At 66.5% G+C, this 23,241-nt stretch carries 21 protein-coding genes; 3 read left to right on the top strand and 18 right to left on the bottom strand.

Annotated features, from left to right (window positions below):
• A partial coding sequence (locus A7B18_RS16870; protein ID WP_219722149.1) for a hypothetical protein occupies positions 1-577 on the top strand: 577 nt, incomplete at its 5' end.
• Positions 570-3,122: a GIY-YIG nuclease family protein gene (locus tag A7B18_RS16865; protein WP_102127862.1), complete on the top strand. Its 2,553-nt coding sequence runs from the start codon at positions 570-572 to the stop codon at positions 3,120-3,122. The genes A7B18_RS16870 and A7B18_RS16865, both read left to right, overlap by 8 nt.
• 122 nt (positions 3,123-3,244) lie before the next feature.
• Here A7B18_RS16865 and A7B18_RS16860 read toward each other — a convergent pair whose 3' ends face one another.
• The 15 genes from A7B18_RS16860 to A7B18_RS16790 form a co-directional block, all read right to left on the bottom strand.
• Positions 3,245-4,705, bottom strand: coding sequence for an NADH-quinone oxidoreductase subunit N (locus tag A7B18_RS16860; protein ID WP_102127861.1), 1,461 nt, complete (start codon positions 4,703-4,705; stop codon positions 3,245-3,247).
• Positions 4,706-6,130 carry an NADH-quinone oxidoreductase subunit M gene (locus A7B18_RS16855; protein ID WP_102127860.1) on the bottom strand — a complete coding sequence of 475 codons (1,425 nt, stop codon included), beginning with the start codon at positions 6,128-6,130 and terminating at the stop codon, positions 4,706-4,708. It abuts the gene before it with no gap.
• Between the two features lie 127 nt (positions 6,131-6,257).
• Positions 6,258-8,174: an NADH-quinone oxidoreductase subunit L gene (gene nuoL, locus A7B18_RS16850; protein WP_102127859.1), complete on the bottom strand. Its 1,917-nt coding sequence runs from the start codon at positions 8,172-8,174 to the stop codon at positions 6,258-6,260.
• A 9-nt stretch (positions 8,175-8,183) separates the two neighbouring features.
• Entirely contained in the window at positions 8,184-8,486 is a 303-nt protein-coding gene (nuoK, locus tag A7B18_RS16845) for an NADH-quinone oxidoreductase subunit NuoK (RefSeq protein WP_102127858.1), read from the bottom strand.
• Positions 8,486-9,136: an NADH-quinone oxidoreductase subunit J family protein gene (locus A7B18_RS16840; RefSeq protein ID WP_102127857.1), complete on the bottom strand. Its 651-nt coding sequence runs from the start codon at positions 9,134-9,136 to the stop codon at positions 8,486-8,488. Before A7B18_RS16840 ends, nuoK begins: the two co-directional genes overlap by 1 nt.
• 112 nt (positions 9,137-9,248) lie before the next feature.
• Entirely contained in the window at positions 9,249-9,788 is a 540-nt protein-coding gene (nuoI, locus tag A7B18_RS16835) for an NADH-quinone oxidoreductase subunit NuoI (RefSeq protein ID WP_102127856.1), read from the bottom strand.
• A 36-nt stretch (positions 9,789-9,824) separates the two neighbouring features.
• Positions 9,825-10,994, bottom strand: coding sequence for an NADH-quinone oxidoreductase subunit NuoH (gene nuoH, locus A7B18_RS16830; RefSeq protein ID WP_102127855.1), 1,170 nt, complete (start codon positions 10,992-10,994; stop codon positions 9,825-9,827).
• Complete coding sequence (nuoG, locus tag A7B18_RS16825) at positions 10,994-13,168, bottom strand: NADH-quinone oxidoreductase subunit NuoG (RefSeq protein ID WP_102127854.1); 2,175 nt, start codon at positions 13,166-13,168, stop codon at positions 10,994-10,996. The genes nuoH and nuoG overlap by 1 nt, the downstream gene beginning before the upstream one ends.
• Positions 13,169-13,274: 106 nt before the next feature.
• Positions 13,275-14,615 (bottom strand): NADH-quinone oxidoreductase subunit NuoF, encoded by a 1,341-nt coding sequence (gene nuoF / locus A7B18_RS16820; RefSeq protein ID WP_102127853.1) that lies wholly within the window; start codon positions 14,613-14,615, stop codon positions 13,275-13,277.
• Entirely contained in the window at positions 14,612-15,226 is a 615-nt protein-coding gene (nuoE, locus tag A7B18_RS16815) for an NADH-quinone oxidoreductase subunit NuoE (RefSeq protein ID WP_102127852.1), read from the bottom strand. Before nuoE ends, nuoF begins: the two co-directional genes overlap by 4 nt.
• 118 nt (positions 15,227-15,344) lie before the next feature.
• Positions 15,345-16,130, bottom strand: coding sequence for an enoyl-CoA hydratase/isomerase family protein (locus tag A7B18_RS16810; protein ID WP_102127851.1), 786 nt, complete (start codon positions 16,128-16,130; stop codon positions 15,345-15,347).
• A gap of 141 nt (positions 16,131-16,271) precedes the next feature.
• Entirely contained in the window at positions 16,272-17,504 is a 1,233-nt protein-coding gene (gene nuoD / locus A7B18_RS16805; protein ID WP_102127869.1) for an NADH dehydrogenase (quinone) subunit D, read from the bottom strand.
• Between the two features lie 47 nt (positions 17,505-17,551).
• Positions 17,552-18,199 (bottom strand): NADH-quinone oxidoreductase subunit C, encoded by a 648-nt coding sequence (locus A7B18_RS16800; RefSeq protein ID WP_102127868.1) that lies wholly within the window; start codon positions 18,197-18,199, stop codon positions 17,552-17,554.
• Positions 18,196-18,732, bottom strand: a complete 537-nt coding sequence (locus A7B18_RS16795; protein WP_102127850.1) for a NuoB/complex I 20 kDa subunit family protein — start codon at positions 18,730-18,732, stop codon at positions 18,196-18,198. The genes A7B18_RS16800 and A7B18_RS16795 overlap by 4 nt, the downstream gene beginning before the upstream one ends.
• Positions 18,733-18,745: 13 nt before the next feature.
• Positions 18,746-19,081, bottom strand: a complete 336-nt coding sequence (locus A7B18_RS16790; RefSeq protein WP_102127867.1) for an NADH-quinone oxidoreductase subunit A — start codon at positions 19,079-19,081, stop codon at positions 18,746-18,748.
• Positions 19,082-19,430: 349 nt separating this feature from the next.
• Here A7B18_RS16790 and A7B18_RS16785 point away from each other — a divergent pair, with 349 nt between their 5' ends.
• Entirely contained in the window at positions 19,431-19,754 is a 324-nt protein-coding gene (locus tag A7B18_RS16785) for a hypothetical protein (protein WP_146009570.1), read from the top strand.
• Between the two features lie 138 nt (positions 19,755-19,892).
• On the opposite strand, the gene A7B18_RS16780 is transcribed toward A7B18_RS16785, so the two are convergent.
• The 3 genes from A7B18_RS16780 to A7B18_RS16770 form a co-directional block, all read right to left on the bottom strand.
• The gene (locus A7B18_RS16780; RefSeq protein ID WP_102127848.1) at positions 19,893-21,059 is read right to left on the bottom strand and encodes a sensor histidine kinase; all 1,167 of its coding nucleotides are present in this window, start codon (positions 21,057-21,059) and stop codon (positions 19,893-19,895) included.
• A gap of 139 nt (positions 21,060-21,198) precedes the next feature.
• Complete coding sequence (locus A7B18_RS16775) at positions 21,199-22,116, bottom strand: carbohydrate ABC transporter permease (protein WP_102127847.1); 918 nt, start codon at positions 22,114-22,116, stop codon at positions 21,199-21,201.
• Positions 22,113-23,237 carry a carbohydrate ABC transporter permease gene (locus tag A7B18_RS16770; RefSeq protein ID WP_102127846.1) on the bottom strand — a complete coding sequence of 375 codons (1,125 nt, stop codon included), beginning with the start codon at positions 23,235-23,237 and terminating at the stop codon, positions 22,113-22,115. The genes A7B18_RS16775 and A7B18_RS16770 overlap by 4 nt, the downstream gene beginning before the upstream one ends.
• Between the last annotated feature and the right edge of the window lie 4 nt (positions 23,238-23,241).

Below are 23,241 nucleotides of genomic sequence, written 5' to 3'. Positions count from 1 at the left end.
GGTTGGAACGGCCAGGAACTCATCTGCCAGAATGCGGACGCGCTCCCCCAGAATCTGTGACGTAGACACTCCCAGATTTTCTCGGCTGGGAGCGCTTCCCCGTCGTTATGCAGGTGCAACTCCTGAGTATTACATCCGCAAGATGAAGCGCGCAGTAAGTTACATCGCACGCGGTAGGGTGACCAAGAGTGTGCATCTGATTGACACCTGGAAAGTTCTTGTTCCACAGGCATTTAACGGCGGAGATTCGGTGCCTCATCAGATTTTGGGCAAACCGCTCATCGCTCCTTCGCCCTCCGTTTGTACTCAGTCCTTTCTGTTCTTCTCCGTTGCCAGCGAGAACGAAGCACAGAGCGTGCAGTCGTATTACATGACCCGCTTCTTCCGCTTCCTCGTCTCGTTACGCAAAATTACCCAGCACGCCACCCATGCCACCTACCAGTGGGTTCCCATGCAGACCTGGGACCGTATCTGGACTGATGAAATGCTCTACGAGAAATACGGCATCACACCAGACGAGCAAGCCTACATCGAGTCCATGATTCGCCCTATGGAAAATAGCAATGGCAATGGATAAGCCCACCATCGAGCAAATCCTCCCGCCCAAACCCGAAGCCCGCCCGCGCCTCTATGCCTACAGCATCGCCGACGAGGCGCACGCGGGGCTGCTCAAGGTGGGCCAGACGACACGCGACGTGCGGCAGCGGGTGGCCGAACAGCTCAAGACGGCGGCCATCAAGAACTACCGCATCGAGCTGGACGAGGACGCCACGCGCACGGACGGCAGCGTCATCTCCGACCACGAGCTGCGGGCGGCCCTGCGCCGCAAGGGCTTTGCCAATACCGAACTGGAGTGGATGCGCTGCACCGTCGCGGACGTGCGGACCGCGCTGGGCGAACTGCGGACGGGCAAGCTGGTCACCGGGGCACGCCACGAGACCTTCCCGATGCGCGGGGAGCAGGCCGAGGCGGTGGAAAAGACGCACGCCTACTTCACGTCGCGCTGGGCCGAGGACGCCGGGGCCGTGCCGCGCTTCCTGTGGAACGCGAAGATGCGCTTTGGCAAGACCTTCACGACGTACCAGTTGGCGAAACGACTCGGCGCTCGCCGGGTGCTCGTGGTGACGTTCAAGCCCGCCGTCGAGGACGCGTGGCAGAGCGACCTGGAATCGCACGTAGATTTCGACGGCTGGCGATACCAGTCCAGGAACGTCGATGGCGACCCACGCGAAGTCCCAGCAGATATTCCGCTGGTCTATTTCGGCTCATTCCAGGACCTGCTGGGGCGCGATCAGGCGGGCAACATCAAGCCGCGCAACGCATGGATTCACACGATCAACTGGGATTTGGTCGTGTTCGACGAATACCATTTCGGCGCCTGGCGTGAGACGGCCAGGGAGCTTTTCGAGGGCGAGGACAGCGCAGTCGTCAAAGCGGCGACCAGGCTCGAAGCCGATCTTGATGCGGTGAACGAAGATTTAGAGGTGCTGTCAGCCCGCGAGACCGAGTTCCTGCCCATCACCACGCGGGCCTACCTCTACCTGTCGGGCACCCCATTCCGGGCGCTCTCCACGGGCGAGTTCATCGAAGAGCAGATCTTCAACTGGACCTACACCGACGAGCAGCGGGCCAAAGAGAAGTTCACCCGCGAGCGCCCCGGCGAGCGCAACCCCTACGGGGCGCTGCCGCAACTGCGCCTCCTGACCTACCAGATGCCCGACGAGCTGCTGGCGGTCGCCACCGAGGGCGAGTTCGACGAGTTCGACCTGAATGCCTTCTTCGAGGCCGAGGGCACGGGAGAAGCGGCGCGGTTCCGGCACGAGGACGAGGTTCAGAAGTGGCTCGACATCCTGCGCGGGCAGCACCTGGCTACGTCCGTGGAGCACCTGAAGACTGGCACCCGCCCGCCGTTTCCCTACTCTGACGTGCGCCTGTTGCCCTACCTCCAGCACTCGTTCTGGTTCCTGCCGAACGTGGCCGCGTGCTTTGCGATGGCGAACCTGTTGGGGGCCCGGCACAACACCTTCTGGCACGACTACACGGTGGTTGTGGCAGCAGGAGCGCAGGCGGGCATCGGGCTGGATGCGCTGCCGCCCGTCAGAAGGGCCATCGGCAGCGGCTTCGACACCAAGACCATCACGCTCTCGTGCGGCAAGCTCACGACGGGCGTGACCGTGCCGCAGTGGTCAGCAATCCTGATGCTGCGTAACCTGAAGTCGCCTGAGACCTACTTCCAGGCGGCCTTTCGTGTGCAGTCGCCGTGGTCGATCAAGAACCCCAACGGCGACAATCCGAACGAGGAAGATATCCTCAAGCCGGTCTGCTTCGTGTTCGACTTCGCACCCACGCGGGCTCTGCGGCAGCTTTCCGAGTACGGCGTCGGGCTGTCGCCGGGCGAAGCCAACCCGGAGAATGCCGTGCGCGACCTCGTGTCGTTCCTGCCCGTGCTGGCTTTTGACGGCGCGAACATGACCCAGATCGACGCGGGCGGCATCCTCGACATCGCCATGGCGGGCACCTCGGCCACGCTGCTGGCCCGCAAGTGGGAAAGCGCCCTGCTAGTGAACGTGGACAATGCCACCCTGCGCCGCGTGCTGGACAGTCCCGAAGCCCTGGCCGCCGTGGAGCGCATAGAAGGCTGGCGCACGCTGGGCGACAACGTGCTTGAGACGGTCATCAACAAAAGCGAGAAGGTCAAGGAGTTGAAGGGCAAGGCCAACGAGCGCGACCTCACGCCCGGAGAGAAGAAGGAACTCTCGGACGAGGAGAGGGAATACAAGAGCAAGCGTAAGCAGATTCAGGAGAAGCTGATCAAGTTCGCCACACGCATTCCGGCATTTATGTACCTGACCGACTTCCGCGAGAACACGCTCCAGGACGTCATCACCAAACTTGAGCCGGAGCTATTCTCGACCGTGACGGGGCTGAGTGTGCAGGACTTCCACCTGCTCGTGCGGCTGCGGGTGTTCAACACCGAACAGATGAACGCGGCAGTGTTCGCCTTCCGCCGCTACGAGGACGCCTCGCTGAGCTACACGGGCCTGGAGAGCCACCAGGGGCTGCGGCACTACGGGCTGTACGACACGGTGGTGGCGCGGGAGGACGGGGGCATAAGCCTGTAACGCGGATTCCAGTGGAAGGGGAGTTGCCCTCATCGCCGTCCGGTATCAGCCATTAGCCAAAAGAAGAAGCGGAAGCCGTGACTTCCGCTTCTCTGTTCTTGCTGATAGATGACTGCTCCCCCCTACCTCCCCGCCAAGGCCCCCCACACGCCCGGCACCGCCACCCACCCGTACCACAGGTTGGGCAGGATGCCGAGCACCGTCACGCCGACCACGCCGAGCGCGACGGTGAAGGTGGTCGGCGTGCGCTCGCCGTAGGGGTACTCGCGGGCCGGGGTGCGGTCGGGCATGAACATCAGCATCGCGGGGCGCAGGTAGTACACCAGGGCGGCGACGCTGGCGAGGGCGGCGAGGACGGAGAGCCACACGTAGCCGTTCTGGAAAGCCGCCTGGAACACGAGGTACTTGCCGAAGAAGCCCGCAAAGGGGGGGAGCCCCGCCAGCGAGGCGAGACACACGGCCAGGGCGGCGGCGTAGGCCGGGTGGCGGTGGTACAGCCCGCGCAGGTCGTTGATCGTCATGCCCTCCTCGCTCCGTTGCAGGGCGGCCACGACGGCGAGGGCGGCGGCGGTCATCAGGGTGTAGATCAGGAGGTAATACCCCAGCGCCGCGCCCCCCACCTCCGGCGTGCCGAGCAGCCCCATCGCCAAGAAGCCCGTGTGCGCCACCGCCGAGTACGCGAGCATCCGCTTGAAGTTCGGCTGGAAGAGCGCGGCGGCGTTCCCGATGATCAACGTGGCGGCGATCAAGATCTGGAGGGTGGACGCCCAGCCCGGCGCGGCGGCGAGCGCCCCGCTGAACACCCGCAGCATCCCCGCGAAGGCGGCGACCTTGACCACCGTGCTCAGGAAAAGGCTTACGCTCGTGGGCGCGCCCGTGTACACGTCGGGCGTCCACTGGTGGAAGGGCGCGAGCGCGACCTTGAAGCCGAAGCCCGCCAGGAGCAGCACCGCCCCGCCGATCAGGATGCCGACGTTCCCCGGCGTCAGCGTGGCCGTCTGCGCCGCGATGGCCGCGTAGTTCAGGCTGCCCGCTCCGCCGTACACCAGGGCGATCCCGTAGATCAAGATGGCGCTGCCCACCGCCCCCAGCAGGAAGTATTTGAGGCCCGACTCCTCCGCCCGGCGCGAGTCTTGCAGGGTGGCGAGGACGTAACTCGCGAGGCTCATGATCTCCAGCCCGATCAGCATGGTGATCAGGTCGCCGGAAAAGGCGATGAGCAGGGTGCCCGTCACCGAGTACATCAGCATCGCGTCGAACTCGGGGAAGCTGACCCGGGCGCGGTAGGCGGTGTCGAGGCTGACGAGCAGGGTCATCGCGCTGCCGACCAGGATGGTCAGGCCCAGCAGCAAGGCGGCGTTGTCCGCCTGGAGGGAGCCGCCGAAGGCCGTCAGGGGCGCCTCGCCGGGGCCGCTCCACAGGGTCACCATGCTCACGCCGCTGAGCAACAGCATCACGAGGTTGATCACCGTCAGCGCCCGGCGGGGCAGGGAAAAGCCCAGCAGCGTGCTCGCGATGGCCCCCGCCAGCACGATCAGGATGGGCAGCATCGGCGCGAGGGCCACGTCAGGAATTTGCAGCATCTACTGGCCCCCCAGGGTGGCGAGCACCCCGCGCACGGCGGGTTGGATGAGGTTCAGGGCGGGCTCGGAATACACCCCGAAGAAGACCGCCACCGCGAGCGGCAACCCCAGCACCAGCCACTCGGTCCCGCGCACGTCCCACGCCCGCACCGCGCCGAGCGGGCGCCCCTGCCAGAAGGTCGTCTGGAAGGCGGTCAGCGCATACGCGGCGGCGGCGATGGCCGAGAGCGTCGCCACGGCGGTGATCCACGGCTGCACCTGGAACGCGCCCAGCAGCACGCTGAACTCCCCGATGAACCCCGCCAACCCCGGCACCGCGATGGAGGCGAACCACAGCGCCATCGAGAGCCCGCCCAGCGCCCCCGCCTGCGTCATCACGCCGCCGACACGGGTGTGGAGGCTGCCGATCCGCTCCTGAAGCATCCCCACCGAGAGGAAGAGCGCCCCGGTATACACGTTCTGGAAGGCGAGCAGGTACATCGCCCCGATGGTCGCCGTCTCGTTCAGGCTGAACACGCCCAGCCCCACAAAGCCCATGTGCGAGAGGCCCGCGTAGGCGAGAAGCCGTTTCCACTCGGTCTGCCGGAAGGCGATCCACGCCGCGTACAGGGCGGTGAAGGCCGCCAGCCCCATCAGAATCGGGCGCAGTTGCTCGGAGGCGTCCGGGAAGAGCGTGAGCCCGAAGCGGAAGATGCCGTAGCCGCCCACCTTGTACAGGGTCCCCATCACGTCCGGCACGCCGCTGTCGTGGTTTTGCTCGTGGAAGTCGGGCAGCCAGGCGTGCATGGGCCACAGGGGCAGCTTCACCGCCATCGCGGCCAGGAAGCCCAGGTACAGCCACGTCTGCGCCGGACCTGTCACCGGGTTCTGCACGAGGTCCGCCAGCGCGAAGGTCGGGCTCCCGCCGTAATACTTCACGCCGATGATCGAGAGGAGCATCAGCAGGCTGCCGAACAGGGTATACGCCGCGAACTTCACGAGCGCGCGCATCCGGTTCGGCTTGCCGTAGATGGCGAGCATCAGCAGGGCCGGAAGCAGCGCGTCCTCGAAGAAGACGTAGAACAGCACGAGGTCGCGGGCGGCGAAGATACCGATCAGCCCCGTCTCCATCGCCAGCACCAGGGCGAGCATCGTGCCCGGGTTGCTCACCCGCCGCGCCGCGTAGAGCACCGCCACGAGCGACATGAAGGCCGTCACGAGCGCGAGCGTGAGGCTTACCCCGTCGAGCGCCACCGAATACGTGATGCCGAGCGCCGGGACCCAGGGAATGCTGAACAGCTCTGACCCTCCGTCCCGCCAGATCAGCAGGCCAATCCCGAGCGTGAGCGCCGCGAAGAAGCCCGCCACCTCCTCCCGCCAGCGCGGCGGCACGGCGAACAGCAGCAGGCTGCCCAGCAGAGGCAGGAAAATCATCAGGTGGATCATCGGGAGCCTCGCGCGGGACCAGGAATCGAGGGTGTGCTCCCCTCTCCCCTCGCGGGAGAGGGGCCGGGGGTGACTCGCAGAGCTGCGAAGCAGAGGGGGCCACCCAGCAACCTGACCGACTCACCTCTCACGCCCCACCCCCAATCGACCTCAGCGCCCAGTACCCCAGGATCAGCGCGGTCCCGAGCAGCATGGAGACGGCGTAGGCGCGCACGAACCCGCTCTGCCAGCGGGCAAATAAGCCACCCGGCGCGGCGCTGTTGCGGGCGATGCCCCCGAACGTCACGTCCACCCCCCGGTCCACCACGTCGAGCCCGTCGGCGATGGCGCGGCTGGGCACGCTGATCAGGCCGTCGTACACTCGGTCGAGGTACAGAGCGTTGGTGCTGACCTGCCCGAGCGGCCCGTTGGCGAGGATGCGGCGGCGGTGTTCGGCGAAGGCCCACAGCAGCCCCCCCACCCCGGCGGCGACGGCGAGGGCCGTGAGCAGCCACTCGGTCGAGACGGGAATCTCGTGCACTTCGACGGGAATCGCGCGGCCCAGGTAGTCGTCGAAGGCGTGCCCGCCCCCCAGGAAGGTCGGAACGTTCAGGAACCCGGCGAGCGTGGCGAACGCGGCGAGGATGCCGAGCGGCACCTTCATCAACCCGTCCGCCTCATGCGGGTGCGCGACGTGCCCGCGGTACTCGCCGCGCCACACCAGGAAGTACCAGCGGCCCATGTAAAAGGCCGTCAGCAGCGCCACCCCCAGCCCGACCACGTACAGCAGGGGACCTTGCTCGAAAGCGGAGACCAGAATCGCGTCCTTGGAGAAAAAGCCGCTCCAGATCGGAATGCCCGCGATGGCGAGCACGCCGACGAGCGACATGACGTGCGTGAAGGGCATGAACTTCCGCAGCCCGCCCATCTGCCGCACGTCCTGTTCCTCGTGCAGCGCGTGGATGACCGCACCCGCCGAGAGGAAGAGCAGCGCCTTGAAGAAGGCGTGCGTCAGCAGGTGGAACACCCCCGCCGAGTAGGCGTGCAACCCCACCGCCAGGAACATATACCCGAGCTGCGAGACGGTGGAATAGGCGAGGATCTTCTTGATGTCGTGCTGGTTGAGGGCGGAAAGGGCGCCGTACAGGGCCGTCAGACCGCCGACCCACGCCACCCAGGTCGAGGCGACGGGCGCGAGGTCGTACAGGAAGTGGCTGCGCGCGATCAGGTACACGCCCGCCGTGACCATCGTGGCGGCGTGGATCAGCGCCGAGACGGGCGTGGGACCCGCCATCGCGTCCGGCAGCCAGGTCGTCAGGGGAAGCTGACCGCTCTTGCCTACGGCACCAACGAGGAGGAGGAGGCAGGCGAGTTCGATTCCGGAGACGGCCACCCGCACGCTCTCCGCCCGCTCGGCGAGTTCGGGGATGACGAGGGTGCCGTAGAGCCGGTAGATCAGGAACATCCCCAGCATGAAGCCCACGTCGCCGATGCGGTTCATGATGAACGCCTTGCGCGCGGCGTTGGAGTTGGCGACCCCCTCACGGTCGCTGGCCTCCCGCAGGTCGCGGTTCGACGCCTCCGAGTTGCGCCCCGAGTACCAGAAGCCGATCAGGAGGTAGGAGGCCATGCCCACGCCCTCCCATCCCACGAACATCAGCGGGTAGGAGTCGGCGAGCACCAGGATCAGCATCATCGCCACGAAAAAGTTCAGGAACGCGAAAAAGCGCGTGAACTGGCGGTCGTGGCCCATGTAGCTGATCGAGTAGACGTGGATGAGGAAACCCACGCCCGTGATGATCAGGGCCATCACGGCGCTCAGTTGGTCGAACCAGAAACCGACCGAGAGGTTCGCGCCGAGCGCCATGTTCGGCAGCCACGTCCACAGCACCTCCCGGGCGGGTTCGTCCCCCTGCCCGAGGTACCGCAACACGGCCACGACGAAGCTCGCCAGCACGGCGCCCGAGGCGAGCCAGCCCGCCGCCTTACCGGGAAAGAGGCGGGGGAAGAGGATCAGCAGGGTGAAGCCGAGGAGGGGAAACAGCGGCAGCAGGTACAGGGGCACGCTTCCGACTCAGCCTTTCAGGGTGGCGAGGGCGTCCACGTTGGTGGTCTCGCGCTTGCGGAAGATGGCGACGATGATGGCGAGCCCGATGGCGACCTCGGCGGCGGCGAGCGTCATCACGATAAACACCGCCGTCTGCCCGGTCAGGTCCCCCCACGACCGGGCGAAGGCGACGAGCGCGAGGTTCGCCGCGTTGAGCATCAGTTCGACGCTTAGGAAGATCATGATCGCCGTGCGGCGGGTCAGCACCCCGATCATGCCGATGGCGAAAAGCAGCCCGGACAGCGCGACGTAGTACCCGGTCGGAGCCATCAGAGGCGCCCCCTTTCCGACAGGACGACGGGCTCCCTGGCCTCGACCAGGGGCTCCGCCGGGCCGGGCAACACCACGCGCTCCTTTTCCGGCGTGCCGTCCGGCTGGGGCACGGGCCGCTGCACGAGCGCCACGGCGCCCACGATGGCGACGAGAAGCAGGACGCTGACCGCCTCGAAAGGCAGCAGGAAGCGGGTGAGCAGCACCTCGCCGACCGCCGCCGCGTTGCCGGGGGTGCGGGTGGCGATCTCCGCGGCGGTGCTGACGCCGGGAATGCCGCGCAGCCCCTCCACCCCCTGCGCCAGGGGCCGGGGGTCGCGGTACGTGAAGGCGATCACCGCGAGCGCCCCCGCCAGGATCACGCCGCCGATGCCCGCGAGTTCCCGCACGAACGGCACCGGGTCACGCCCCGAGATCGGCTGGTTCGCGTTGAGCAGCATGATCACGAACAGGAACAGCACCATCACCGCCCCCGCGTACACGATCACCTGCGTCGCCGCCAGGAACGAAGCGTTCAGGCTGGCAAAGAGCCCCGCCACGCTGAGCAGGGTCCCCACCAGCCCCAGCGAGGCGTGGACCGCGTTCTTCGCCGCGACCGTGATGATCGCGCCGATCAGGGCCAGGGGAGCGAGGAGGAGGAAGGCGATCATGGGTGGCTCCCGGAGGTCGAGGGAGAACGACGGTCAGCCTCGACTCCTCGACTCCTCGACTCCTCGACCCTCCCCCGCCCCGCCTTCTGCCTTTTGCTTTCTGCTTTCTGCCTCATCGCGGGTACTCCACCCCCTCCAGTTCCGGCCTCGCCCCTTCCGGCACTTTGAAGCCCAGCCGAACGGGCTTGGCCGCGCGCGCCGCCTCCCGCCGCTGGGGCAGCGAGCCGTCCACGCCGACGAGCATGTCCTCCTTGCCGTACACGAGGTCGCGGTAGCGGTAGTCGGCCATCTCGAACTCGTTGCCGAGCACCACGGCGCCCGTCGGGCACGCCTCCTCGCACATGCCGCAGAAGATGCAGCGCAGCATGTTGATCTCGTAGACCTTCGCGTACCGCTCGCCGGGGCTGGTGGGGTTGAGGGGGTCGTTCTCGGCGGCCTCCACGTAGATCGCGTAGGCCGGGCAGGCGGCGGCACACAGCGAACAGCCGATGCACTTCTCCAGGCCCGTGCCGGGGTGGCGGGTCAGGACGTGCCGACCACGAAAACGGGGCTGGAGGGTCGCCCGCTGCTCCGGGTAACTCACCGTGACCGGCTTCTGAAAGAGCTTCCCGAGCGTGACGCCCATGCCCTTGGCGATTTCAAGAACACCCATGTGTGCTTCCTTTCTGAGGGTGTGAAGGGGCCCGCATCAGTCGCCGCCCGCCGGACGGGTATTGGGCAGGGAATCGTCCTCGCGCCGGACCGTCGGCGTGTTCCACAGCACCCGCACCCGGTCGCTCAGGAGGAGCAGAAGGAGCAGCCCGGCGAGGCTGAGGACGGCGAGCGGCCACAGACCGAACCCGCGCGCGAAGGCCAGATACGCCGCCGTCAGGATGGTGTTGGCGAGGGCGACGGGCAGCAGCAACTTCCAACCGAAGCGCATGAGCTGGTCGTAGCGCAGCCGGGGCAGCGTGGCCCGCACCCAGATAAAGAGGAAGAGGAAAAAGGCGATCTTGACGACGAGCCACATGATCGGCCAGTCCGCGATGCCGGGGATGATCGCGTTCAGGAAGCCCGGCCCCCGGTAGCCCCCGAAAAAGAGGGTAGCCATGATCGCCGACGCCGTGATCATGTTGACGTACTCCGCCATCTGGAAGAGCGCCCACTTGATCGCCGAATATTCGGTCAGGTACCCCGCCACGATCTCCTGCTCGGCCTCCGGCAGGTCGAAGGGCGTGCGGTTCGTCTCGGCGAAGGAGGAGATCAGGAAGAGCGCGAAGGCGAGCGACTGGAAGAGGATCATCCACCCGTTCACCGCCTGCCACCCCACGATGCCGAGGAAGGACGTACTTCCCACCAGCATCAGCAGGCCCAGGATGCTCAGGCCCATGCCGAGTTCGTAGGAGATCATCTGCGCGCTGCTCCGCAGGCCGCCCAGGATCGGGTACTTGGAACCTGACGCCCAGCCGCCCAGGAAGATGCCGTACACGCCCATGCTCGTGATCGCCAGCAGCGCGAGGATTCCGGCGTCGAGGTTGTAGACCCAGGGATCGGCGCCGAAGAGGCTTCCGGGCGGTCCGGCAGGAATCCCTCCGAAGGCCGTCAGCGCCATGCCGATGGCGACGATGGGCGCGAGCGTGTACACCAGCTTGTCCGCCAGCGTGACGTTCACGTCCTCCTTGAAGATGCTCTTGATCGCGTCCGCGAGGGGCTGGAGGAGGCCACCCGGCCCCACCCGGTTCGGCCCCAGGCGAATCTGCATCCGGGCGAGGAGGCGCCGCTCCACCAGCGTCATGTAGGCGAAGGTGGTCAGCAGGGCGAAGGCGAGGGCCAGGCCCTTGACGAGCGTGATGAGGAGTTCGACGAGCCAGCCGGGCATCAGTCATCCCCTCCCGGCTGGCCGGCCATCGGGAGTTCCCAGCGCGGGTCTATGGTCAAGTGCCTCGGGTCCGAGCTGGGGTTGGGCTTAGGGACCATGCGCTCGGTCCACAGGTTCGGTGTGTGGCGAAGGCCGGTGGGCGCCTCGTGACGCTGGCCGAGGGACTGGATGACGCCGCTCTCGGGCAGGTTCTCCACGTTCACGCCGAGCCGTTCGCGCAGGAGGGCCTGAGCCGACTTCAGTCCACGGACCTTCGTGCGGACACCCAGTGCCTCCGCGAGCGCCGCCAGAGTGCGGGTTAGGTCAGCAGCCTCACCCGCGTTGAGCGCCGACTGCCGCAGCGGGAGGAGGCGGCCCTCCAGGTTCACGATCGTCCCGCGCTTCTCGTAGTTGGTGACGGCGGGCAGCACCACGTCGGCGAGCCGCGCCGTGTCAGTCAGGTGCGTGTCGTGGACAACCGTGAAGCCGCGGGCACGCTTTCCGGGGTCGAGGCGGGAGATGAAGGCGGCGGGCGCGTCGGAGAGCCGCGCGTACCCCAGCCCGCCCATCCGGGGCACAAGGTTCAAGTGCGAGAGCCCGTTGCTGTTCGGCCCGGCGGGGATCGCCAGCACCTTCGCGCCCGTCCGCATGGCGAGGTCGCTGATCTGGGTGGCAAAGGCACCGGAGGGGCTGTTCAGCACGTCCGCGCCCAGGATGACGACCGGCTGCTTGGCGTCGGTGAGGAGCTTCAACACCGCCCGCGCCTCGTCGGTCCTGGGGTTGAGCAGAGCGCCCAGCAGGTCTCCCCCGCTCGCCCGCTCCACCGTCACCCGGATTCCTGCGTGCCCCGCGAGGCGCGAGTCCGGCCCGATCACGGCCAGCCGCTCGGGATGCCGGGCGGGACGCTCGACGAGCCGCAGGTCGGCAATCGCCGTGCCGTGCGGGAACTCGGGCGGGATGATGCCGCCGCGCAGCATCTCCATCACGCGGAGTTCGAGCACCGGGGCCTCTTCGCCTAGGTCGGCGCCCAGGATCACCACCGCGTCCGCTGTTGCCACGTCCGTCATCGTCGCGGCGGGGGCGTTCACGCCCACCGGGTAGCGGGGCCAGTGGTCCACCGAGCGGGTGCCCAGCAGCCCGGCGAGGGCTTCGAGCGCTACGCCCTCTTCCAGAGTGCTGTCCGAGCCCAGGTACAGTCCGAGGTCGGCAGGGTTCGTGTACGCCAACCCCTGACGCATGGCGGCGATGGCGTCGTCCCAGGTCGTCTCACGCAGCTCGCCGTTCACGCGGACGAGGGGCCCCGTCAGCCTCCCCTCCGAGGCGAAGCCGTGCCCGAAGCGGCCCGCGTCGCAGATCCACGCCTCGTTTACCTCGCGGTTCTCGCCCGCCACGATGCGCTCCAGCCGCCCGTTGCGAGCGTCCACGGTGATCGAGCAGCCCACCGGGCAGAGGGTGCAGGTCGTCGGGTTGTGGTCGTACTCCCAGTTGCGGCCCCGGAAGCGGGCCACGTTGTCGAGGAGTGCGCCCACTGGGCAGATGTCGGCGATGTTGCCCTGGAAGCCGACTGGCAGCCCGCCCTCCTCCGTGTCGATAAAGGTGTGCCCACCGCGCTCGATGAAGTCCAGGACCTCCTGCCCCGGCACCTCCTCGAAGTAGCGCACGCAGCGTTTGCAGTGGATGCACCGTTCCTGGTCGAGGATGATGAAGTCCGAGAGCGGATAGTGCTTGTCCGCGTGGCGGCGGTCGAAGCCGAAGCGGCTGGCCCCGTAGCCGTACTCGAAGGCGCGGTCCTGAAGCTCGCACGCGCCGCCCTTGTCGCAGGTCGGGCAGTCGAGCGGGTGGTTCAGGAGGGTGAACTCCATCATCCCCGCCTGCGACTTCGCCACCACCTCGGAGGTCGCCGCCGTGCGGATGTGCATCCCCTCCGTGGCCTGCATCGTGCAGGCGGCCATCGGCTTGGGGAACCAGAAGATTTTGGGCTTGGCCGCGTCGCCCTCGCCCTCCATCACGAACGTGCCGTCCGGGTTCTTGCGCGGCGAGCCCGACTCGATCAGGCACATCCGGCAAGCCCCGACGGGCGAGAGGTAGCTATGCGCGCAGAAATACGGCACGTCCCGCCCGGCGGCGAACACCGCGTCGATGGCGCTGGTGCCCGCCGGGAGGTCGAGTTCGTGGCCGTCTACAACGACTTTCATGCTTGCTCCTTAAAGGGGCAGAAGGCCCAAGGCTCAAGGCAGAAGGCCAGAACGGCCTTTGCCCCAGCGCCTTTTGCCATCTGCCATCTGCCTTCTGCCTTCCTCATCACGAGTCCTTCCACCTTCTCCGCGCCCCGTACATCGGCTGCCCCGTCTGCGCCAGCACGTCGTACTCCTCGCGGAAGAGCTTGATGGAACTCAGCACCGGACCCAGGCAGGCGTCGGCGAGGGCACAGAAGCTCCGACCGCCGATGTTGTCGCTCATGTCGAGGATGAGCTGCACGTCGTTCGGCTGACCGCGCCCACGCACCAGCTTCTCGTACATGCGGGTCATCCACGAGCTGATTCCCTCACGACAAGGCGTGCATTTGCCGCACGATTCGTGCCCGTAGAAGCGCACGAGGTTCCAGGTGACGTTGACGATGCAGTCGGCCTTCGGGATCAGGGTCACGCCGCCCGTGCCGAGCATGGATCCGGCGGCGGCCACGCTCTCGTAGTCCATCGGCGTGTCGAGCGTTTTGTCGTCCCAGGGCAGCATCGGGCAGGAGGAGCCGCCGGGGATGATCGCCTTCATCTCCTCGGTGGGGCCGCCCGCCCAGTCGTAGATCAGCTCGCGGAAGGTCGTGCCCAGCGGCAGCTCGTACACGCCGGGCCGCAGGACGGGGCCGCTGATCTGGAAGAGCTTCATGCCCTTGGACTTCTCGGTGCCCATGCCTGCGTGCCAGTCGGCGCCGTACTTGAGAATGTGGGTCGCCGCGCAGAAGGTCTCGACGTTGTTGATGGTCGTCGGCAGGCCGTACAGTCCGGCGGCGGCGGGAAAGGGCGGTTTGAGACGCGGGTTGGCGCGCAGGCCCTCCAGCGAGTTCATCAGCGCCGTCTCCTCGCCGCAGATGTACGCCCCGGCCCCCCGGTGCAGTTGCAGGTCGAAGTCGAAGCCGCTGCCCAGAATGTTCTTGCCCAGCAGCCCCGCCGCCCGCGCCTCGTGGATGGCGGCCCAGACGCGCTCGGCGGCGTGGACGTACTCGCCGCGAATGTAGATGTAGCCGACGGAGGCGCGCATGGCATACCCGCCGATCAGCATTCCCTCGATGAGTTGGTGCGGGTCCTCCGACAGCAGGTAGCGGTCCTTGAACGAACCCGGCTCGGACTCGTCGGCGTTGCAGATGATGTAGTGCTGCTTGCCGTCCTTGAGGGGCATGAAGGACCACTTCAGGCCGGTGGCGAAGCCTGCCCCGCCGCGCCCGCGCAGGCCGGACTTCTTCACCTCGTCGATGACGGCATCAGGACCCATCGCAAAGGCACGCTTGACGGCCTCGTACCCCCCATGCTGGCGGTAGTAGTCGAGCGTCCAGCTTCCCTGCTGCCCGACGTGCGCGTAGAGGGTGGGGGCGAAGCGGGGGTCCTTGCCGCTGGTGATGGGTTTGGGGGCGGGTTCGGCAATCGTCATGCTTCACTTCCGGTCAAGGGTGCGAGGTCGTGGATGCTGGCCCCGACGCGCTCGCCCTTCGCCGTCATCTGCCGCCCGTCCTCCCGCACGGTGACGGGCACGGGGTTGTCGGGCGGGGGCGGGATGTCGGCGCGCATCGCCTTGATGAGTCGGTCGCACTTGGCGCGGGTCACGTTCTCGTAGTAGCCCTCGTCGCCGATCTGCACGACGGGCGCGGTGCCGCAGCTTCCCAGGCACTCCACCTTCTGCACGCTGAAGCGCCCGTCACCTGTGACCTCGCCCGGCTGCACGTCCAGCGTGGAGACGAGGTGGTCCCACAGCTCGTCGCTTCCCGCCAGCGCGCACATCAGCGTCGAGCAGACCTGGAGGTGGTACTTGCCGGTCGGCACCGTGTGATACGTCGAATAGAAGCTCATCACGCTCCGCACCTCGGTCGCCGTCGTGCCGCACAGAGAGGCGATCTCCGCCGCGTGCGTCTCCGACACGTACCCGAAGGCGTTCTGCACCTCACGCAACAGCGGCATCAGCGCCGAGCGTCGGCCCTGGGGAGAAGCTGGGTAGCGGCTGAAGATGTCAGCGACGAGAGGTTGTTTGTCTGCGAAGTAGGACATTTAACTTCCTTGCTCTAACAGGACTATTTGTTCAAGCCAAATGAGCTGTGATCCTACGAGTTTCTCTGTCATCTCTCCGATCCACTTTACAAGTGTCAATCTATTCCGGTGGTTCCGACTAACGACCCGAAAACTCCGGCTCGACCTTGTTTAGAAACGCCTGTGTTCCAACTTTAAAGTCCTCCGTGGCGGCGACCAGCCCAAAGTAATCAGCGCCAAGTCGGGCGGATTCTTCAAGACTCAGGTCTGCGCCTCGGTGGAGCGCTTCCCACGTCAGGCGGACGGCCACCGGCGACTGCTTAAGGATGGTGCTGGCGATGGCGTAGGCGGTGTCCAGCAGGTCCTTCTGGGGAACGACCCTGTTGACCAACCCCCAGAGGCAGGCTTGTTCAGCGGAGATGGTTTCACCCGTCAACAGCAGTTCAGCCGCCCGGCCACGACCGATCAACCGCGAAAGGCGGGTTGTGCCCCCCCAGCCTGCCAGTGCCCCAATTCGCACTTCGGGATGACCAAGTTGGGCGTGCGGGACAGCGATTCGCAGGGTGCACGCCTCAGCAATCTCAAGGCCGCCGCCCAGCGCGTGGCCGTTGAGCGCTGCAATAACAGTCTTGCCCAAACCCTCAATTTTGTTCGTCACTTGTACCGCGAGGCGAGCGAACTCGCGCACCTCTAGGGGCGTCGAACTGTTCAAGATGCGAATGTCAGCTCCGGCAGAGAAAGCTTGCTCACCCGTTCCCGTTAGGATGACGGCTTGAACGTGGTTGTCCTCTCGAACCTGATCAAGATGGCTGGAGAGCTGGTGGAGCATGTCACGGCTGAAGGCGTTCCGTGCCTCTGGGCGGTTGAGGGTGATCCAAGCGATAGCGCGATCAACTGCAAGACTAACAAGTGCTTCACTTGACATGTTGACTCCTTACAAGTGTAATAGCCGCGTAACTATTATGGGATGAATCGCCGTGTTCAAATAGGATTGAGATGCTCCAGAATTATGCTTCCATCAGTTCGTCTGATTGAATCCGGATACTTAATACCAAAGAGTCGATTCCTACCTATCCACATCCCCCAGCACCGGGTCAATCGTCGCCAGGATGGTGATGAGGTCGGCGAACTGGCCGCCCACGCAGGCGTATTCGAGGGCCTGGAGGTTCACGAAGCTCGGCGCGCGAATCTTCACCCGGTAGGGCATCGAGCCGCCGTCCGAGACGATGTAGTAGCCGACCTCGCCGCGCGCCGTCTCGACGGGCACGTACACCTCGCCGACCGGGGGGTGGAAGCCCTCGGTCACGAGCTTGAAGTGGTGGATGACCGCCTCCATGCTCGTCTCCAGCTCGTGCCGGGGCGGAAGGCTGATTTTGCGGTTGGGGTCCTTGACGGGACCGGGGGTGAGGCGCTTGAGGGCCTGCCGCACGATCTTCGCGCTCTCGCGGAACTCCATCAGCCGCAGTTGGAAGCGGGCGAGGCTGTCCCCCGCTTGGCTGACGGGCACGTCGAAGTCGTAGGTCTCGTAGCCGCAGTACGGGTTCGCCTTGCGGTGGTCGAGGGCCACGCCGCTGGCCCGCAGGTTCGGCCCGGTCAGCCCCAGGTCAATCGCCACGTCGCGCGGAATGACGCCCACGCCCGTCGCCCGGTCGAGGAAGATCGGGTTCTTGGCGAACAGCGTCTCGTACTCGTCCACGCCCTTCTCGAAGGTTTCGAGGAAGGCGGCGACGCGGGCAGGCCAGTCCTCTGGGATGTCACGGCTCAGGCCGCCCACCCGGAAGTAGCCCTGGTTCATGCGGTAGCCGGTCGCGGCCTCGAACAGGTCCTGAAGCGCCTCCTTCTCCCGGAAGGCGTAGAAGAAGGGCGTCAGCGCCCCGAGGTCGAGCAGCCCCGTCCCCACGAAGACGAGGTGCGAGTGGATGCGCCCGAGTTCGTGCAGGATCACGCGCACGGTAGTCGCCCGCTCGGGCACCTCGGCCCCCAGCAGCTTTTCGGCACTCAGCACGTAGGCGAGTTCGTGCCCGAAGCAGTGGAGGTAGTCGGTGCGCGGCGCGTAGGTGACGCCCTGCTGGTAGGTGCGGTGCTCGAAGGTCTTCTCGAAGCCGGTGTGCAGGTAGCCCATGTGCGGTGTGACCTTGACCACGTACTCGCCGTCCATGTCCACCACCAGCCGCAGGACGCCGTGCGTGGAGGGGTGCTGCGGCCCCACGTTCAGGCTCATGACCTCGGTGTGGAGGAGGGCGCCCGTCTGTCCCTGCAAGCGCTCGGCGCTCGTGGACTCCTGGTGGTCGGGCGTCATCTGGGTGCGGGGGAGGGTGCCGGAGTTCACGTCACGGTCCTTGATGGTCATTTCGGCCCTCCATCCGGCATGACGGGCGGCAGGCGGTCCTCGCCCTGGCCGCGCCGCAACTCGCCGCGGTACTTGCTGAGCCCCGCCTCACGCCCCGTCAGACCCGCGCGGAAGGCGCCCGGATCGAGGAAGCGGCCTTCCCGGAACATCGTGGGCGTCTCGCCGATGGGGAAGTCCTTGCGGAGAGGATGCCCTTCCAGGTCGTCCGGCGTGAGCACCTTGCGGAGGTCGGGGTGGTCCACGAACTCTACACCCATCAGGTCGTACACCTCGCGCTCTAGGTAGTTCGCGGCCTTCCAGACGGGGTAGAGGCTGTCCACAGGCTCCCCGTCGTTCACCCACACGCGCAGGAAGAGGCGGCGGTGGTCGTCCGGGTGGTAGACGTTGTGCAGCACGGCAAAGCGGGCGGGGCGGCGCTCGGGGTAGGCGCTGTAGTCGATACCCACCGTGTCCATCAGCATGAAGCCGCGTTCTTTGAGGGCGTACGCCACTTCCCTCAGCCGCTCGTGGGAGACGCTGGCGGTCGGTTCGGCGGTGTCGTCCGCAGTCAGGCCGAGTTCGGCGATGAGGGAAGTCACGTCGCGGGGGTCACTTTGAACCGTCCCCGTCCCCGTCGTGACGATGATCGTCTCCTGGCGCGTCATCTCGTCCACGCCTCCACCATCGGGAGCTGAGTGCCGAGTTCGTCGAACGCCTCGCCGCGCACCTTCTTCTGGAGCTGCATGACGGCGTAGATCAGCGCCTCGGGGCGGGGCGGGCAGCCGGGCACATAGATGTCTACCGGCACCACGTGGTCCACGTTCTGCACGATGGCGTAGTTGTTGAACATGCCGCCCGAACTCGCGCATGCCCCCATGCTGATCACCCACTTGGGATCGGGCATCTGGTCGTAGACCCGGCGCATGATCGGGGCCATCTTCTTGCTCAGCCGCCCGGCGACGATCATCACGTCGGCCTGCCGGGGCGAGGCGCGGAAAACCTCAGAGCCGAAGCGCGCGAGGTCATTGCGCCCGTCCGTGCTGCTCATCATCTCGATGGCGCAGCACGCCAGGCCGAAGGTGGCGGGCCACAGGCTGTTGCTGCGTCCCCAGGCGACGAGCTTTTCCAGGCTCGAAAAGAGGACGCCCTCGGATTCGAGTTCCTGCCAGTCGCGGTCGAAGAGTTCTTTCAGCGCCATAGGGAAAGCTCCTTCACGCCCATTCCAGAACGCCCTTTTTCAGGATGTAGACGTACCCGACGAGCAGCAGGCCCACGAACGCCACGGCCTCGAAGAAGGCGAAGGGCACCAGCTTCTGGTAGGCGACGGCCAGCGGGAAGAAGAATGCCGTCTCGATGTCGAAGATGATGAAGAGCATCGCGACGAGGTAAAAATGCACCGGAAAGCGCTGGCCCGTGCCCACGCCGCCGTGCTCGGGGTCGTTCCCGCTCTCGTAGGCCATCAGCTTGGTGCGGCTGGCCTTCTTCGGCCCCAGGATGGCGCTGACCACCACGGCCAGGACCCCGATCCCCAGGGCGATCAGCAGCATGATCACGAAATTCGCGTACTCGATGGGAGTCTCCCTTCTGCCCTCCTCCCACTTCATCCAGCTCGTGAAAAAACGCACGAGTCCTGTGAAAAAAAGAGAGGGCCTGACGAACCGGAATGAGAAGCGGCTTGTGGTACGCCTTAGGTTCTAGCACGGCAGCGCGTTTTGCAAGGTGCGCGAACCCCCCGTGACGGCTGGGGAGCGGGGGGCGCAGGTGGGAGAAGGCGGCGGCTCAGAAAGGTAGCGTACCCGTGTTCTGGCAGGCCGACCCCGGTTTGGTCGGCTTGTCGTCTTCAAAGAGGTGGTCGCGGTAAGACGGCGGTTTGCCAGGGCCCGTCATGCTGCGACCGTGGAAAGACGCCTTCCTGATGCCCTGCTGGAGCGCAAGCCGGTGGAGAAACTCGTCTGGTTGTACGTCGACCGCTGGCCCGGTGAACACAGCGTCTCCAGCCTGGACGCAGCCCTGGGCGTATACGCGGGCCGGGCCCTAGCGGCCCTCGTCGAAGACGGGCTGCTGATCGAGGAGGTGTCCCCGAGTGCCCGCAAGGCGGGCAGCTACCGCACCAGCGCAGTGCCCACGCCCCGGCAGGACACGTCGAGGAGCCGCCCGCGTGGGCGACGACCAGAGGATCGCTCCCAGGAGGCTGCCCCCGCCGCCCAGCCTGAGCATTGAGGTCACCAGGACAGGCCGCATCCCGCCGCCACCGGTGGTGCGGTCTTCTCGATTGCCCGGGGCGGCGCACCGTCCTCTTTCGCCTCTCGCTCCGCCCGGAAAGATGACCGGAACGCGGCAACCTTGCTGCGGTTTGCCCTAACTCAACAATTCCACGAAGTCGTCGTCCTCGGCGTCCTGGGCGGGGGGCAGGGTGAAGGTGAAGGTGGAGCCCTTGCCTCGCTCGGACTCGACCCAGATGCTTCCGCCGTGCTCCTCGACGGCGAGCTTGCAGAAGGCCAGGCCCATGCCGGTGTCGAAGCGCCCGTGCAGGGTCAGGCGCGACTGCTCGAAGGCGGCGAAGAGGTTAGGGATGTCCTCGGCGGGGATGCCCTCGCCGTCGTCGCGCACGGAGATCAGCGTCTCGTCGCCGTCCTTGCGCACGCCGATCTGGATCACGCCGCCCGTGCCCGTGTGCTTCATGGCGTTGCTCAGGAGGTTCGCCAGCACGCGGCGCAAAATCTCGGGGTCGGCGCGGGCCGGGCTGAGGTTGGGGGCGACCTCCACCCGCAGCACGCGGTCGCGCAGGCCGCCGCCCACGTCGCCGCGGGCTTGCTCGATGACCTCCTCGAACATCGGGCTGAACATCAGCTCGGGGCGCAGGTTCATCTTGCCCGCCTGGATCTTGCGCACGTCGAGCATGTTCACGGCGAGGTGAAGCAGGTGCTGGGTCTCGTCGTGGGCGATCTTCACGAGTTCGCGGGTGTCGTCGGGCACCCGGTCGTCCTCCTCGACGACCTCCAGCAGGCCCATCACGGCGGCGATGGGGTTTTTCAGGTCGTGGACGAGCATGTGGACGAGCTGGTCGCGCACCCGCTCCTCGTGTTCCCAGGTGTCGAGGCGGCGCTGAAGTGTGGTGATGCGGCCCTCCTGGTCGCGGTGCTGCGCCGCGCGGGCGAGCAGGGTGCGGACTTGCAGGGCCATCGCGTCGGGTGCGGTCGTGTCGCTGATCAGGGCGTCGGCCCCCGCCGCGAGGAGGGCGCCGAGGCCCTGCGTGCCCACCGCCAGCCAGCGCGTGCCCGCGAGTTCCGCCCGTTGGCGCAGCAGCGGCAGCACCTCGGCGAGGGGCACGCCCGGGGTGTCGGCGTACAGGAGCACGACGGCGGGCGGGCGGACGTGCGCCTCCCGCAGCAGCGTCTCGGCGTCGGGGATGGGAAGCACCTGGGCCTGCGACAGGGCGGGCGCGAGCCGGGCAGCCCGCGAGCGGTCGTGGGACACGACGAAGACCACCTGGGAATAGGCCACCTGGGCATCGGGACTCGGCATGACGTACCGGGGAGTCTACCCCGTCAGCTCCGGCGCGAGTACCGACTCTTCCCCCCTCCCCCGCAGGAGGATGAACCGGCGACCAAGGGAAACACGCCCCCCGAACTGGGAGAGGCGTGCCGCGAGACGACGAACGGTCCTACCCCTTCACGCTCCCGGCGAGCAGACCACGCACGAAGTAGCGCCCGAGCAGGATGTACACGAGCAGCGTGGGCAGCGCGGCCAGGATCGCCCCGGCCATCGGCAGGTTCCAGCTCACCGCCTGCCCGCCCGCGAGCTGCGAGAGCGCGTAGGTGACGGGCTGCGAACTCGTGTTCGTCAGGGTCGCCGCGAACAGGAACTCGTTCCAGACCTGCGTGAACTGCCAGATGATCACGACGACGAAGCCCGGCACACTGAGCGGAAAGATCACCTGACGGTAGATGCTCCAGAACCCCGCCCCGTCGATGGTCGCCGCCTCCACGAGCGCGTCGGGCACCTCGGCGTAGTAGTTGCGGAAGATCAGCGTGGTGATGGGCAGGCCGTACACGACGTGCGCGAGAATTAGAGCCCAAATAGAGCCATACAGGGTGAATTCGGGCACCGTGATGTTGAACCCAGGAATAACAAAAGATTCCCAGCCAATCGAACGTACAAATTGGAAGAGAGGGATCAGCACCGCCTGATACGGGATAAACATGCCGAAAAGCATCAGGGCAAAGAGGATATTGGCACCCCGGAACTTCCACTTAGACAGCGCGTAGCCGTTTAGGCTGCCCATCATCGCGGAGATGAGCGTGGCGACGATGGCTAGAAACAGGCTGTTGCCTACGTTCCCGCCAATCTTAGCCCACGCCTCGGCGAAACTCGCCCAGTTCAGCGCGCGGGGCCACTGCCACGTCGTGGCGAGGTTGATCGCGTCGGGCGACTTGAGGGCGGTGGCGATCAGGAGATAGATCGGCAGCAGGAAAAAGAGCGCGGCGACCACCAGGAGGGCGTACAGCCCCGCCCGGCTCAGCCCGAACCGGCGCGAGGCGGGCGCGGGGCTCGCCGTGGTGGTGGGAACGGTGGTCGTCATGCGTGGCCCTCCTCGCCTCGGAAGGAACTCGTCAGGTACGGCACGATCACGAACGCCACCAGGATGAGCAGGATCGTCCCGATGGCCGCGCCGAGCGCGAACTGGTTTTGCCGGAAGCTCGTGAGGTACATGTTCAGCGCGGGCACGGAGGTGTACGTGTTGTCGGGCCCCGTCATCGCGTACACGAGGTCGAAGATCTTGAGGCTGATGTGCCCCAGGATGATCATCGCGCTCAGGGTGATGGGGGCGAGCAGCGGGAAGATGACGTGGCGGTACATCCCGAAGTCGCTCGCCCCGTCCACCTTCGCGGCCTCGCGCAGCTCCTCGGGGATGCCGCGCAGCCCGGCGAGGTAGAGCGCCATCGTGTACCCGCTCATCTGCCACACGGCGGCGATGATGATGCCGATCAGGGCGAGGTTGAAGCCGTGGAGTTCAGGCGCGGGAAGGAGCCGGACGTTCGGGCCAATGAACAGCGCCCAGCCCAGGAGCAGGGCGGCGCACAGGCCGGAGACGATAGCGCGCGTGCGGTCCCCCGCGCGGGCGGCGCGCACGGCGAGCAGGATCAGGACCAGCCCGACCACCGAGGCGGTGATCAGGGGCAGGGCGTTCCAGTCGAACTTCCACACGGCGTCCGTGCTGCTCAGCCAACTGAACTGTCCGGCGGGCAGGCCGACCGCGTTCGGGAACTGGTTCACGCCCCCCTGCGGCTGAAGCATCCAGCGCCAGATCGTGCCCGTCACGATGAAGCTCAGGCTCATCGGGAAGAGGAAGATCGTGCGCCACAGCCCCTCGCCGCGGGGGTTGCGGTCGAGCACGAGCGCGAGGCCCAGCCCCAGACCCAAGCAGCCCAGGATGAAAAACAGCGTGAAGAAGATGGTGTTGACGAGTTCCTGCCGGAAGCGGCCCTGCAAGAAGCCGGTGAAGAGTTCCTGGTAGTTGGCGAGGCCCACCCAGCGGATGATGGGGTCGAGGGCGAGCGCCTGCGCGGGGTCGTTGCCCCAGTCGGTGAGGCTGACGTACACCGTGCGCGCGATGAAGCCGTACACGAACACCGCGAGCAGCAAGATGCTCGGGAGCAGCACGGCGATGGACCACAGACGGTCGCGGGAGAGGCCTTTCACGGGT

Origin of the sequence: Deinococcus planocerae (genome assembly GCF_002869765.1) — a bacterium.
Lineage (GTDB): Bacteria > Deinococcota > Deinococci > Deinococcales > Deinococcaceae > Deinococcus > Deinococcus planocerae.
Note: the sequence above shows the minus strand (reverse complement) of the source record. Positions and strands in the feature narration are given on the sequence as shown.

Coding starts and splice junctions, on each gene's coding strand:
- A7B18_RS16795 (WP_102127850.1), bottom strand. CDS start 18,732: ATGGCGCTGAAAGAACTCTTCGACCGCGACTGGCAGGAACTCGAATCC.
- nuoE (WP_102127852.1), bottom strand. CDS start 15,226: ATGTCCTACTTCGCAGACAAACAACCTCTCGTCGCTGACATCTTCAGC.
- A7B18_RS16810 (WP_102127851.1), bottom strand. CDS start 16,130: ATGTCAAGTGAAGCACTTGTTAGTCTTGCAGTTGATCGCGCTATCGCT.
- A7B18_RS16780 (WP_102127848.1), bottom strand. CDS start 21,059: ATGCCGAGTCCCGATGCCCAGGTGGCCTATTCCCAGGTGGTCTTCGTC.
- nuoI (WP_102127856.1), bottom strand. CDS start 9,788: ATGGGTGTTCTTGAAATCGCCAAGGGCATGGGCGTCACGCTCGGGAAG.
- A7B18_RS16790 (WP_102127867.1), bottom strand. CDS start 19,081: ATGCTGCTGATCGCCCTGGGGATCGGGGTCCTGGCCGTGGTGGTCAGC.
- A7B18_RS16775 (WP_102127847.1), bottom strand. CDS start 22,116: ATGACGACCACCGTTCCCACCACCACGGCGAGCCCCGCGCCCGCCTCG.
- nuoD (WP_102127869.1), bottom strand. CDS start 17,504: ATGACGCCCGACCACCAGGAGTCCACGAGCGCCGAGCGCTTGCAGGGA.
- A7B18_RS16800 (WP_102127868.1), bottom strand. CDS start 18,199: ATGACGCGCCAGGAGACGATCATCGTCACGACGGGGACGGGGACGGTT.
- nuoK (WP_102127858.1), bottom strand. CDS start 8,486: ATGGCTCCGACCGGGTACTACGTCGCGCTGTCCGGGCTGCTTTTCGCC.
- A7B18_RS16840 (WP_102127857.1), bottom strand. CDS start 9,136: ATGATCGCCTTCCTCCTCCTCGCTCCCCTGGCCCTGATCGGCGCGATC.
- A7B18_RS16855 (WP_102127860.1), bottom strand. CDS start 6,130: ATGATCCACCTGATGATTTTCCTGCCTCTGCTGGGCAGCCTGCTGCTG.
- A7B18_RS16860 (WP_102127861.1), bottom strand. CDS start 4,705: ATGCTGCAAATTCCTGACGTGGCCCTCGCGCCGATGCTGCCCATCCTG.
- A7B18_RS16865 (WP_102127862.1), top strand. CDS start 570: ATGGATAAGCCCACCATCGAGCAAATCCTCCCGCCCAAACCCGAAGCC.
- nuoG (WP_102127854.1), bottom strand. CDS start 13,168: ATGAAAGTCGTTGTAGACGGCCACGAACTCGACCTCCCGGCGGGCACC.
- nuoH (WP_102127855.1), bottom strand. CDS start 10,994: ATGCCCGGCTGGCTCGTCGAACTCCTCATCACGCTCGTCAAGGGCCTG.
- nuoF (WP_102127853.1), bottom strand. CDS start 14,615: ATGACGATTGCCGAACCCGCCCCCAAACCCATCACCAGCGGCAAGGAC.